Below are 12,029 nucleotides of genomic sequence, written 5' to 3' on the forward strand. Positions count from 1 at the left end.
CAATTATCAATTATCAATTATCAATTATCAATTATCAATTATCCATTATTAATTAGAAATCTCTTTCAACGAATATCTTGATAAAAACGTTTAAGAAAAGTAGGTGAGACACCAAAACCCCATAAAAAACCAATAAATAGATAAATCAAATTTGCTTGGAAAACTCCCCACTTAGCCACACGGCGATCGCTAGTATGTACGAACTGATTTACTAAATAAATTTTTCCATATTTGATTAACTTCAAACATAAGTCAGCATCCTCCATAATCGGTAGATTAGTATCAAAACCCGCTACTTTCCAAAAATCTGCACGACGACAGAAAATTACTTGGTCTCCAAATAAAATTCGCAAGCCTTTAAAGAACAAATGGGGACGAAAAATTAGAGGAGCATAAAAAGTTTTGAGATAATTATGCAAGGAAGTACCCCAGCGAGTAGTTTCGGAATTACCCATAATCGAAATAAATCCACCACCAACAATATTTTGATTTGCCAAAGTTTGGGAAATTATAGAAATAAAGTCATTAGGTACTATAGTATCTGCGTGGAGAAAACAGAGAATTTCTCCTGTTGCTATTTTAGCGCCTAAATTCATTTGTATGGAACGTCCACGTTGAGGAGAATAAATAACAGGAACTCCAAAGGAAAGAGCAATAGAAACTGTTTCATCTTCGCTGTAACTATCTACTACTAATATTTCTTTTGGTGGAGGGTTAAGTAAAGAAAGATTTTTGAGAGTAAGTGGTAGACAAGTTGCTTCATTGAGAGTAGGAATAATAATGGAAACATTGAGCATAGATTTATTGATATATTGCAAATTTAGTAGTAGGCATTTAGTTGTTATTGATCAGCTTATAGCTTTTGCAGTTCGAATTAGTATTCAGAGATTCAGGAAGAATTAAAAGTATCAAAAAACATCAGTTAAATGTATAATTTATCGACCTACCTCCCTCATTAAAAAGCTGAATACCCAGATTGAGTAAACTAATAGTACAATTATAAAGTCAGATTATATAACAATCCTATTTTGGTTCTATAGAAAATATCTGATAAAAAGGAAACAGTAGAGAAAGTGTCGTAAGTGGGGGAATAAATTAAAAAAGAGATATCTTCACCATTGCAATCCAGGACTACCAATTAAATTAATTTTGTACAGGTACTTATTACAACTAAGATTATGGATAAATCATCAATTAAAGCATTACTGGAAGACTTAAAAAATTCTGATGAATTGATTAGGAATAAAGCCACGGGTGAACTATGGAGGATTTGGTTTGAAGAAAAAGGTGTTGCTGGTTTAGAAGCAATTAGACGCTCAGAACATTGGTTACAAGTTGGAGTAATTGAGGAGGCAGAGGCAATTTTAAATAAATTAATTGAGGATTTGCCAGATTTTGGAGAAGCTTGGAATCGAAGAGCGGTTCTTTATTACACTTTAGGAGAATATAGAAAGGCAGCAAAAGATTGTGAGATGGTGGTAAAATTGAATCCTTTTCATTTTGGAGCTTGGCATGGTTTAGGATTATGTTATGTAGGATTGGGAGAATATCGAGAAGCTATTTTAGCTTTTAAAAAAGCTTTAGAAATTCAGCCTTATGCTATTCAAAATCAAAGGTTAATTTTGGAATGTACGGCGAGGTTGAGCTAGAAATATTTTCATTAATGGATAATGGATAATTGATAATTAATAATTAGCTCTTCTGTCATATAAGGATTGGCTAAAAGGAAGTTTTTTCTTCTCTTGGTTGATTGAATATGGCGTTTTGCTAGCGAAAGCTTTCCTATCGGAATGCTCCACAAAGGCTTTATATCATGTCCGGTTGAATAGTTATAAATAAAAAGGGAGGAGTCAGGAGGCAAGAGGGGATAAAAAAAGTATATGTATGAGAAAGTTTTTTTATCACTAATTATCCGGACATGAAAAACTTAGTTTTGCGCTAGCTAAACGACCGCTTTTTCTCTTTAAATAGAAAGTTTTATAGTTTAATTTTTCGGTAAGCATTCAACTTTTAGCATTCAGCTTTCAGCAATATTTTTGAGATTTTTTTGATAAAAACAGCTTAATTGAATTAATTAATAGCTATGAAAAAAAATGACTTAGAGTTTTACGATTTAAGTGCCAATGAATGGTGGGATAATAATTCTAAAATTTATGCTCTTTATTATCTTAATCAACCTAGGTTTAAATTTTTTGATAGATATATCCCTAATTGGCAAGGATTAAAAGTTTTGGATGTTGGTTGTGGAGGTGGTTTTTCATGTGAATTTATGGCAAAAAAAGGAACTATAACTTATGGTATTGACTCTTCGGCAAAATGTATAGAAGCTGCTCAAAGACATAGTTGTGAAAATAGCTTGGATATTAACTATAAAGTCGGGGTTGCTGAAAGTTTGCCTTATCAAAATAATACTTTTGATGTTGTAGTTTGTGTGGATGTTTTGGAACACGTTTCTAATTATCGTCAAGTTGTTTCAGAAATATATAGAGTGTTGAAACCTGGTGGTATTTTTTTCTATGACACGATAAATAGAAATTTTCAATCTCGATTTGTGATGATTTGGTTGATGGAAAATTTATTACGATTAATTCCTTTAGGGGTTCACGATTGGAATAATTTTATTCAACCAGAGGAGTTAAAAGAGTTGATGTTTTCTTTGGATTTTGTTGAGATAGAGATGAAAGGTTTTGATTTGTTTGGAGAAATAGGTTCTGTTTTAGGAGATTTGAATATGTTCAGAAAAAATCTGAAGTTAGATAGGTCGTTACAAGTATTTATTCGGAAGTTAGTACAAGTCTGGAAGGCAAATGTTATTAACTATCAGATATATCAAAAAACTGGCTCTTTTCAAGTTAGTTTAAATGAGGATATGTCAATTATGTATATTGGTAAGGCAAGAAAAATAGAGTAGTGCGTCAAGGAAGTGTGGGGAGTGTGGGAAGTGTGGGAAGTGTGGGGAGACCTCCCAACATTTGGAGGAATAATTGTACTTGTAAGATAACAATGGCAAAAAACCTTCTACATCGGACATGATATTACTTATCCGATATTTTACGCTCTGCACAACCAAAAATGGAAGGTTCATTAATTGATAATGAATAATTGATAATAGACATCTCCGAAAAATAAATATGATTTGCTGAAAAAGTCTTTTTTAAGGAGTAGGGAAGTAATTTTTTTTGCTCATCTTTTCCCCAAAATGCACTCCTTTTTAAGCATAAATAGCTGAAAAAATAGGTAATTTTTCCAGACCAAAAAAGGCTAAAACCTTTCTCTATAAATGGTTTTCTATTTAATCAGCAAGCCCTAAATCAACCTTTTAGTTATATTAGCTAAAGAAAGAAAAATTCACCATAAAAAATAATTTTTACTGACTTTTTCGTAAAAATATCTTACCGAATAATTAAGGTTTAAAGCCAACTAGATCAAGAGAAACAATGAATTTATTTTCCTTTTATTCAATCCTCTTCCTTTGAGGGAGAGGTAATTATCAATTATCCATTATCAATTATCCATTATTGAACTATTCCCTGTTCCCTGTTTTTATCGTAAACTAAGAAAAGCTGATAGCTGACGGCTGAATGCTGACAGCTAAACTATCAGTCAGAATCAATCAAAAATTTTAATCAATGCCCATGTTTCCTGATTTTTTGCCAAAATTAACTGAAAGTCTGACCGAATCTACATCTATTTCTTTTGCTCAAAATATTGAGTATAAATCAATTTATACTCCTCTCATTTCTGAGCAAATTAATACAACTTTTTTATCCGAAGGTCAGGGTGATACTCCAATTTTATTACTGCATGGTTTTGATAGTTCCATTTTTGAATTTCGTCGCCTTTTACCATTACTTGCTACTCAATATCAAACTTGGACAGTAGATTTATTGGGGTTTGGTTTTACAGATAGATTACCTAATTTAAAAGTTAATCCAGGAGCGATCGCTACTCATCTTTATTCTTTCTGGAAAACTTTGATTGACCAACCTGTTATTTTAGTAGGTGCTTCTATGGGTGGTGCTGCTGCTATTGATTTTACTCTGACTTACCCAGAAGTTGTGAAAAAATTGGTATTAATTGATAGTGCTGGATTGAAAAATAATCCGATTATTAGTAAGTTTATATTTCCTCCACTTGACTATTTTGCTACAGAATTTTTGCGTCGTCCCCAGGTTCGAGAAAATATTAGTCGTAGTGCTTATTTTGATAAAAGTTTTGCGACTTTGGATGCTAATATTTGTGCTAGATTACATCTAGAAATGCCAGGTTGGAATCAAGCTTTAATTTCTTTTACTAAAAGTGGTGGCTATGGTAATTTTAAACAAAAATTGGATTTAATTCAGCAGCAAACTTTGATTTTATGGGGAGAGAATGATAAGATTTTAGGCACTGGTGACGCTGCTAAATTAGAGAAGGCGATCCCTAATTCTCAACTGATTTGGATTCCTAATTGTGGTCATGTTCCTCACTTGGAAAAATCCCAAGTTACTGCTAATTATATTCTTGATTTTATTACAGACAATTAGTGAGATATTTCTGAAATAATTCTTCTTAACTACTAATTTTTATCAAAATTGATTCACAGTTTTGAGCAAGATTAGGTTCGGCTTTAATACAATCAATAAAGTTAAGTTGACTAAATTTTTACAGATGGTTTTCAAAAGCACTCAAGACTTGTTAATAGTAATATTTCGACAGGAGATGTGAAAATTTTATCTGTATTTTATTTTATTTTGTTTTTTCTTGGATAAAGGCAAGTTTTTGTGCTTTTTTTTGAGTACATGACCGCTAACCGAAGTCAAGTTATTACATTTGAATGCTGAATGCTAATAGCTGAATACTTACTATTATACTAAGTAGCTTAACTAAAATAATTAACATTCTGATGATTACTAACACTGTAAAAAACTCCCACAATACCCCTTTAAGTGCAGGTGGAACAGACCCAGAATATTTTGATTGGCAAGAAGTTTGGTATCCAGTTCATTATGTAGAAGACTTAGACAAAACTAAACCTACACCATTTACATTATTAGAACGAGATATTGTGATTTGGTGGGAAGAAAAAAACAATCAATGGCGGGTATTTGAAGACCAATGTCCCCATCGTTTAGCACCCCTTTCTCAAGGCAGAATTAATGAAGCTGGATGTTTAGAATGCCCCTATCATGGTTGGGCATTTTCAGGTATGGGAAACTGTGAAATTATTCCTCAACAAATTCCAGGAGGAGAGGCAGAAAAATCATCAAGGGCAAAAGTTAAATCTCTGCCTACAAAAGTTTCTCAAGGTCTTTTATTTGTCTATGCAGGAAAAGTAGAAAATGCTGCTCAAACACCTATTCCTACAGTTGATGTTTTAGATGAAAATTCTAATGAATGGATTTGTTTAAATACTTTTCGAGATTTACCTTATGATGCTTTAACATTAATGGAAAATATTTTAGATTCTAGTCATATTCCTTATACTCATCATCGTACTGTGGGCAACCGCGCTAATGTTGCGCCTGTAGAATTAGAAGTAGTAGAATCTGGAAAATGGGGTTTTAAAGGACTCTGGGAAGAAGGTCCGAGAAAAGGAACTTTGGGAAGACAAGAAACTACTTTTATTGCTCCGGGAATGATGTGGCACGACCTTACTTCTAAACAATTCGGTCGTACATTAACTGTTGTTTATGCGACACCTATTCGTAAAGGAGAATGTCGTTTATTTGCTCGTTTTCCTTTTAAATTTTCTTCTCCATTGCCGAAATTTTTTATTAAATTAACCCCACGTTGGTATTCTCATATCGGCCAAAATGGAGTATTGGAAGATGACCAAATATTTTTACATTATCAAGAACGATACTTAGAAATGAAGGGTGATAGTGCTAATTTTGCCAAAGCTTTTTATTTACCGACAAAAGCAGATTTATTTGTATCTGAATTACGTTCTTGGGTGAATAAATATAATGCTCAATTATTTCCTGATGCAACTTTAAGTTCTGCTCTTAACTCAGAAATATTATTAGATAGATATCATTCCCATACCAAAAAATGTAGTAGTTGTCGCACTGCTTTAAAAAATTTACAACGCATAAAAGTTGGGGTAATACTTGCCACTTCATTTATGTGGGTAGTTATCCTTTTATTACTGTTAATATTGGAGAACTTAAACATAACGTTAATGAATTTGTTAATTTTAAGTTTGCCTGTTGGAGTTGTTTCTTGGTTGCTGTTAAGTAAGTTAGAAAAACAGTTTTATCAAGGTCGAGAAATTCCACCAAGAAATTTACCAAATAATTGACAATTATCTATAATATTACATCGTTGGGGCGAGTTTATTTCATTGAATATTGATATGATTAATATTAACTGTAGCGTTACGCATTAAGGTGTTTGATATTTATAAATCCTGAGACTTTTTGAGAGTCTACTATTCCTTATTCCCTATTCCCGACTCAAGTAGTGCTATAGAACCCGCCCTTACTATTGCAACATTTTAAGTTTGTCATACTACTGCTGTAATTAGTGTAAAAATACTATAATTAGCGTTCATAATCTAGATATGAATTATAAATATTCACCCCCTTTCACTACTTGTTCCCGTTCCTATTGAGAAGGAACTACTCCCTACCCCCTAAATAGAAGACAGGGAAATCTTTTTACAACTATTGCCCGCTATATCAATGTCAAACATTGAGAAGTGAATAAAGACCACTTCAAAGTTACCTTAAACCTGGCGATCGCCACTAAAACAAGGAAGATATTTGTCAATCATTTCATCATTGATAACCTTTGTTTTCTCAGACAAGTTTGTTTTCTCAGACAAGTTAATTTGTTGTTGTTGTTTAGACTTACTACGCTCTAAATCGTATGCAATGATAGTATCAATTAAATAGCTGAGTTCTCCGTAATTAGTCATTTTGAAATTTTCCTTGAGTTCGTCATATTACTAATATCCCTTATTTTTAGGCTGGAAGCAGTGATATATATCCTCAGAATATGTGAAATTTATCCTAGTAAATTAATGAAATATATCAGTAGTTATGATGAGCTTAGTAGGATTTTTCCGTGACAATTTTCAAGTTTCTGTGTGATTAAACTCACTACCTAATTTCAGTTATCAGTTAGCCTCCTGTGGTCGTAACTGCGTTAACAGTTATCAAAAGCTTCCTTACCACAACCCTTGTAGAGACCTCCCATGGAACATCTATACTGTGGTCTACTAAATGGAAAAGGGTTGTCAAGACTGCTTCAAAGTTACCTCAAATCTGGCGATCGCAATCTACGATTCAAAAAAGGAAAATATTTGTCAATAAATTTTTGATTATTGCTAATCTGCTTTGTCTCAGGCAAGTTAGTTTGTTGCGGTTGTTTATACTGAGGACACTCTAAATCATTGGTCATCTGCTTTGTCTCAGGCAAGTTAATTTGTTGCGATTGTTTATACTGAGGACACTCTAAATCATTGGCAATAATAGTATCAATTAAATAGCTAAGTTCTCCGTAATTTGTCATCTTGAAATTTTCCTAAGTTCACCATAAATTATTATTTGTTATTTGTCGGTTGGAAACTGTGGTACTAAGTACGCTTTAGTAAGACACTTTATAGTATAATAATTATGGTTTGCTGAAAAAATCTTTTTTAGCGAGATGGGGAGATGGGGAGTAATTTTTTTGCCCAACGATGCGCCCAAAATACTAACTTTTTGAGCGTTTTAGACTGAAACAGGCGCACTTTTTAAGGGCAAAAAAAAGCTAAAGCTTTGATATATCAAAGCTTTTAGAATTAATCAGCAAGCCCTAATTATGGTTTGCTGAAAAAAGCAGTAGTGTGGGGAGGATGGGCAGGGCAACGCACACAAAACTTAACAATTGAGCAAAAAAGCGATCGCACACTCAAGTGTTCAACTACCATTACCTGATTCAAGAGGAGAGAGAATTCAGAACCAGACTCAGATAATTATTGTTCCATCCAGCTTTTGCATAAACTGACTACTTCAGCAGGCTAAAAACCAGAGCCAAATAGTAATAGAAGACTTAAACGTATCAGGTATGATGTCAAATCACAACCTAGCTAAGGCTGTTGACTACCTACTCTATAACTCCCATTTCTCCTGACTCCGTACGGACGCCCTTATGCAACTTCCCTACCTCCTGACTCCTTCCCCTTACTAAAAGACTTATTCAGCAAGTCCTAATATTTATTGAACTTGCTACAACTCTTGTAGGGACGTTCCATGAGACTTCCCTTCTGCCTTCTACCTTCCTTCCTCAACTTCAATTTGTCGCACTACAGTTAAAGCTGAATAAGATACTCCCGCCGTACCCTCTCCCGGATGAGTCGAATCTCCCACTAACCACAAATCCTGAATCGGAGTTCGATTAGCAATGCCAAAGGGTCCGAAAGTTGTCAGACGCTGACCAACACCACCAACAATACCTTCATCCCGTGCCGTAAATTTGACGAAAGTACGAGGTGTAGCAGCTTCGTGATGAACTATTGTTTCTGGTTTTAAATAAAAATATTCACTCAAACGAGCGATCGCTTCCTCCGTATATTTCTGTTTCAACTCCTGATAATCTTGGCAATGTCGCCAAATCTGAGTATCGGTAAAACTTGAGGCAGTAATTGTCGCTTTACCATTGGGGGCGCGACCGTCTCCCGGATGACTCACTGACACAAATAAAGAATTATTTTCCCCAATAGGTCCGTCATAATCATAGAAAAATTGCAAGTGGGGCGGACAGTTTGCCGGAATAGCGCTTTCATCGACTCCCAAATACACCACAAATGCACCCCAGGGAGACGGGAGTTTATCAACTCGGCGTTTGTAACCAGGTATTGGGTGTGAGGTTTGTGGTTGATTTTCGTCTGCCACTAATTTCACTAAGTTTTGCACCGTGACATTTGCCACAACATGGTCGGCAGTTTCTACCCAAGTTTCCCCTGTTTTCTGATTTCTAATTTTAACAGCATTAGCTTTGCCACTATCTATATATATATGTTCAATAGTATGACCCATAAACAATTTACCTCCGTCTCTTTCTAAAGCTGCAACTAGGCGATCGCTCAAAACCTGCATACTTCCCTCTAGATGGTACAAACCTTGAGGAGCTTGAGAAACAGCTAAAGCAGTCGCAGCGTAAAGTAAAGCTGTTTCCTCGGTACCAACTTGGGAATAAAGTTTCAATTGTAAATCTAGAAAAGTTTTCAATCGTAGATTATCATTTAAGCCATATAACCGCAAAGCATCTGCCACCGTCATTAAAGTAAATGGCACTGTAATTAGAGTATCCGGGCGCACTGCTTTTACTAACTGCCACAGATCCCAAATATTTCGGGGAGGCAAAACTGGGTCGCGCCCTTGAAACTTCCAACTTGCCTCAAACAGTTTTGTCATTAATTGCCAAAAGGGTTCGCTACCGGGAAATTGCCGTTGTCTTTCTTCCTGCCATTTGTCGGGGTCGCGCCAAACGTTGATGGGTTCAGTTTCGCTGGGGAGAAATACGGCGCAGGCAGGGTCGCAATGGGTAGCGTTCGGGATGTCAATTCCCAATTCCGAGAAAATCCGGTGATGGATGCCACCGGTTTCTAAACCTGCCACTTGAGTTGCACCAACATCAAAAGTGAAGTCACGCCGTTTGAAGGTTGAGGCGCAGCCACCGGGAATGATAGCTTGGTCAAATATTTGGACTTCGTAGCCTCGGTGGGCCAGTAAGGCTGCTGTGGTGAGGCCGCCAATACCTGCACCGCATACCACAATTTTTGATTTTTGTATAGTCTTTTTAGAGGACATGGGATAATTATTAACATTTTTTAACTAAATATTAATATAATCCGTTCTTATAGTTAATGGCAAATGGCAAGGAAAAGGGTTTCGGCGACAGCCGAAAACGTAGTTTTATCACGGAGGGGAAGTAGCTTCAAAGTCTTGAGTCTATAGAACCCCTAAGGGGATCTATTTAAAATTATAGATTGAGAGTAGGGGAGTGGGGGAGTAGGGGAGATGAGGTGTATTAGATATCTCCCACTCATCTAATCATAAAATCAATTTTCAATTTTTACCCATAAATTATCAATTATTTCTCCTGAGAACCTATTTTCTGGAGATACGCTTAGGGCTTCTATAAAATCTAACTTGTGACTTTTGTAAAAAATTATAACCACACCAGCGACTATCAGTCAAGGGTAAACTGTTGTACTTCATTTAATCTTCACATTCGTGGGTGTTTTTTTTAAAGATTTCGTGAAATATTGTTGTTGATTTAAAAAAATGCCTGAATTCACTGAGAGAAGTTGATAAATTTAAAGTGGAAAACATATAGCGCTGTGCTCCGGGAACAGGCAACAGGGAACAGGCAACAGGGGGAATAAATTACCGATAATATAAGAGTTATAGCTCTTTTGGCCCTACTACAATTTGTAAATATACCAGCGCTCATTGCTATAAGTAATTATACTGTGGAAAAATCAAGCTATGACTATTTCAAAATTAATCAAGGAACTTTCAATGACTCTCGTCGCAGCAACTCTAGCTCAGGGGATTTCTGTAACTCCCAATCGCGATAAGTGTAAGAAAGGATATACTACCACATTGCAATCACACCAATAGCCGATTATGAAGATTCGGTAAAGTTATCGAAAATTCATTCAAAAGTAATCCGGTTTCTCCGTAGATATGCTAGAAAGGATATATTGCAATATTGCAATCAAAGTAATAGCCGATTATGAAGATTTGGTAAAGTTATCGAAAATTCATTCAAAAGTAATCTGGTTTCTCCGTAGATATGCTAGAAAGGAGATAAGGAACTCAAAAATACTGACGAGAATAACTCATATTTTAGTGATTTATGTCACTAATTTTAGTGATTTATTTCAGTAATTCAATTGATAAATATTACCCAACACAACCGAAAAATTACGGATAATAACAATATCTAAAAGATCTTACAAAAACAACTTTAAAAAGCAACCAATTAATTATTAAAGTTGTGTCAACCTGAATAATTTTATTTTTTAGGAGAAATCAGGGTATGAATATTTCAAAATTCATCAAAAAAGTTTCAATGACTGTTGCTGGAACAGCTTTTGTTGCCTTTAGTGGAACAACTATAGCTCAAGCAATTTCCATAACTACCAGCAATAATGGGAATCAATTGGTAAGTGAAATTCTGGGAAGTGGGATTACAGTTGAACAAGATTCTATCAACTACATAGGTGCAGATGGTGCTTCAGGAATTTTCACAAATGGATTATCATCTGGAATTGGCATCGATCAAGGTATTATTTTGACTACAGGAACAGCAATGGATGCTAAAGGTCCTAATAGTTTAGATCACACAACCACCAAGAATAAACTTCCTGGAGATCCAGATCTAGATGGGTTAATTACAGAATCAAGAACACAGGATGCAACTATTCTAGAATTTGACTTTGAAACTCAAGGGGGTAATGTTTTCTTCGAGTATGTATTTGCCTCGGAGGAATATAACGAATTTGTAAATACTAACTTCAATGATGTCTTCGGTTTCTTCCTAAATGGAAAGAATATTGCCTTAATTCCTGGTACCAATACTCCAGTTGCCATCAATACAGTTAATAACGGTAATCCTGAACCTGGACAAGATCCGACTCCTAGTAACTCAGAATTTTTCAACAACAATGACCCTATTGATGGTGAACCATTGTTTGATATAGAATATGATGGTTTTACTAATGTCTTTACTGCACAAGCATTAGGATTAGAATCTGGTTCTCATTCTATTAAACTAGCGATCGCTGACACGGGCGATCAAGCCTGGGATTCTGCTGTGTTCATTCAAGCCAGAAGTTTTTCGGATAGAGAAACTTATGAACCTTCTACGGATGAAGATATCTTGGGAGAACCTCCAGTTGAAAACACTGAAGATGTTTCTGAACCGCCTACAGATGAAGATATCTGGGAAGAACCTCCAGTTGAAAACACTGAAGATGTTTCTGAACCGCCTACAGTTGAAGATATCTTGGGAGAACCTCCAGTTGAAAACACTGAAGATGTTTTTGAAGC

9 protein-coding genes and 1 pseudogene are annotated in these 12,029 nt (G+C 35.2%); 6 read left to right on the plus strand and 4 right to left on the minus strand.

Going from position 1 to position 12,029, the window contains the following annotated elements; translation table 11 throughout:
• Positions 1-65: 65 nt before the first annotated feature.
• Entirely contained in the window at positions 66-797 is a 732-nt protein-coding gene (locus ACP6PK_RS22685; protein ID WP_094672761.1) for a TIGR04283 family arsenosugar biosynthesis glycosyltransferase, read from the minus strand.
• Positions 798-1,178: 381 nt separating this feature from the next.
• Between ACP6PK_RS22685 and ACP6PK_RS22690 the strand changes: the two genes are divergently transcribed.
• The 4 genes from ACP6PK_RS22690 (at position 1,179) to ACP6PK_RS22705 (ending at position 6,283) form a co-directional block, all read left to right on the plus strand.
• On the plus strand, positions 1,179-1,649 hold the full coding sequence (locus ACP6PK_RS22690; protein WP_094672759.1) for a tetratricopeptide repeat protein: 471 nt from the start codon (positions 1,179-1,181) through the stop codon (positions 1,647-1,649).
• Positions 1,650-2,083: 434 nt separating this feature from the next.
• Positions 2,084-2,911, plus strand: coding sequence for a bifunctional 2-polyprenyl-6-hydroxyphenol methylase/3-demethylubiquinol 3-O-methyltransferase UbiG (gene ubiG / locus ACP6PK_RS22695; RefSeq protein ID WP_426562909.1), 828 nt, complete (start codon positions 2,084-2,086; stop codon positions 2,909-2,911).
• A 724-nt stretch (positions 2,912-3,635) separates the two neighbouring features.
• Complete coding sequence (locus tag ACP6PK_RS22700; RefSeq protein ID WP_426562934.1) at positions 3,636-4,526, plus strand: alpha/beta fold hydrolase; 891 nt, start codon at positions 3,636-3,638, stop codon at positions 4,524-4,526.
• A 359-nt stretch (positions 4,527-4,885) separates the two neighbouring features.
• Positions 4,886-6,283 carry an aromatic ring-hydroxylating dioxygenase subunit alpha gene (locus ACP6PK_RS22705; protein ID WP_426562911.1) on the plus strand — a complete coding sequence of 466 codons (1,398 nt, stop codon included), beginning with the start codon at positions 4,886-4,888 and terminating at the stop codon, positions 6,281-6,283.
• 426 nt (positions 6,284-6,709) lie between these two features.
• On the opposite strand, the gene ACP6PK_RS22710 is transcribed toward ACP6PK_RS22705, so the two are convergent.
• A complete protein-coding gene (locus tag ACP6PK_RS22710) occupies positions 6,710-6,901 on the minus strand; it encodes a hypothetical protein (protein ID WP_094670714.1) in 192 nt (63 codons plus the stop codon).
• A gap of 338 nt (positions 6,902-7,239) precedes the next feature.
• Positions 7,240-7,497: a hypothetical protein gene (locus tag ACP6PK_RS22715; protein ID WP_094670716.1), complete on the minus strand. Its 258-nt coding sequence runs from the start codon at positions 7,495-7,497 to the stop codon at positions 7,240-7,242.
• Between the two features lie 464 nt (positions 7,498-7,961).
• On the opposite strand from ACP6PK_RS22715, the pseudogene ACP6PK_RS22720 reads away from it, so the two are divergent.
• A pseudogene (locus ACP6PK_RS22720) lies at positions 7,962-8,067 on the plus strand (RNA-guided endonuclease InsQ/TnpB family protein); the annotation flags it as partial.
• Positions 8,068-8,240: 173 nt separating this feature from the next.
• On the opposite strand, the gene crtD reads toward ACP6PK_RS22720, so the two are convergent.
• The gene (gene crtD / locus ACP6PK_RS22725; RefSeq protein WP_094673844.1) at positions 8,241-9,779 is read right to left on the minus strand and encodes a C-3',4' desaturase CrtD; all 1,539 of its coding nucleotides are present in this window, start codon (positions 9,777-9,779) and stop codon (positions 8,241-8,243) included.
• Positions 9,780-11,016: 1,237 nt separating this feature from the next.
• Between crtD and ACP6PK_RS22730 the strand changes: the two genes are divergently transcribed.
• The coding region (locus ACP6PK_RS22730) for a choice-of-anchor L domain-containing protein (protein ID WP_426562914.1) at positions 11,017-12,029 on the plus strand (1,013 nt) is incomplete at its 3' end.

This window comes from Dapis hubbardiae BLCC-M172, from assembly GCF_050016015.1.
Classification (GTDB): Bacteria; Cyanobacteriota; Cyanobacteriia; order Cyanobacteriales; family Microcoleaceae; genus Trichodesmium.